This window comes from Candidatus Symbiopectobacterium sp. NZEC135 (assembly GCF_025962695.1).
The window spans coordinates 1-630 of sequence record NZ_JAGFPF010001269.1; the positions used below are offsets into that span (position 1 = coordinate 1).

General features: G+C 57.0%; 1 protein-coding gene. It reads right to left on the bottom strand.

The window, feature by feature from the left end; genetic code table 11:
• Positions 1–102: 102 nt before the first annotated feature.
• Positions 103–411 (bottom strand): hypothetical protein, encoded by a 309-nt coding sequence (locus J5224_RS33765; protein ID WP_264629232.1) that lies wholly within the window; start codon positions 409–411, stop codon positions 103–105.
• Positions 412–630: the final 219 nt, after the last annotated feature.

The window sequence follows — 630 nt, forward strand, 5'->3', positions numbered from 1 at the left end:
AACCGGGGCAGCAGGTCAGGATCAGTACCCGACCGGATCAGCCGATCCTGTATCCTGCCTTGCCGCCTGAGCCCGTTGCTGAAGAGAACGCGCCCTGAGGGGCTATTTGTCGGTTTTTTTTACCTCAGAAGGCGGTGCCGGCAGTTCGCGAATCATCACCCTCACTTCATAGTTTTTGTTCTCCGCCTGCGGGGCGTTGGCAATCAGTTTGTTGAGCGCTTCCGCGGGCTGGTGGGTTTGCATCGAGGCCTGGTAAAGCGGCGGTGTGGGAGGTGGGGGAAGCTCGCCTTTGGCAAAGGGCGGGGCATCCATCGGCTGTGGCCGCGGTGTGTCTGGCGCTGCCTGCGCTATCCAGGATATCCCTAACAGCAGGGCAAACAAAAGAGCAGGGTGCGGATGTGTGATGTTCATAAAGACCTTTCTCGCTGGCTGAATTCAGGCCCTATCAAAGCCGCTCTGGCAGGGGGGCGCAATGCGTTTTACCCAGTTTTATGCTGCGATAACGCTTCACTTACACTCCTGTCATTTTGCGATCGTCTGGCGATGAACGGCACATAAGCCTTTCCCTGTATCATTGAGAACCCTGTCCTGTGGCGTTATACTGCGCGCCTCAACGAGACCGTAAACAGG

Coding starts and splice junctions, on each gene's coding strand:
- J5224_RS33765 (WP_264629232.1), bottom strand. CDS start 411: ATGAACATCACACATCCGCACCCTGCTCTTTTGTTTGCCCTGCTGTTA.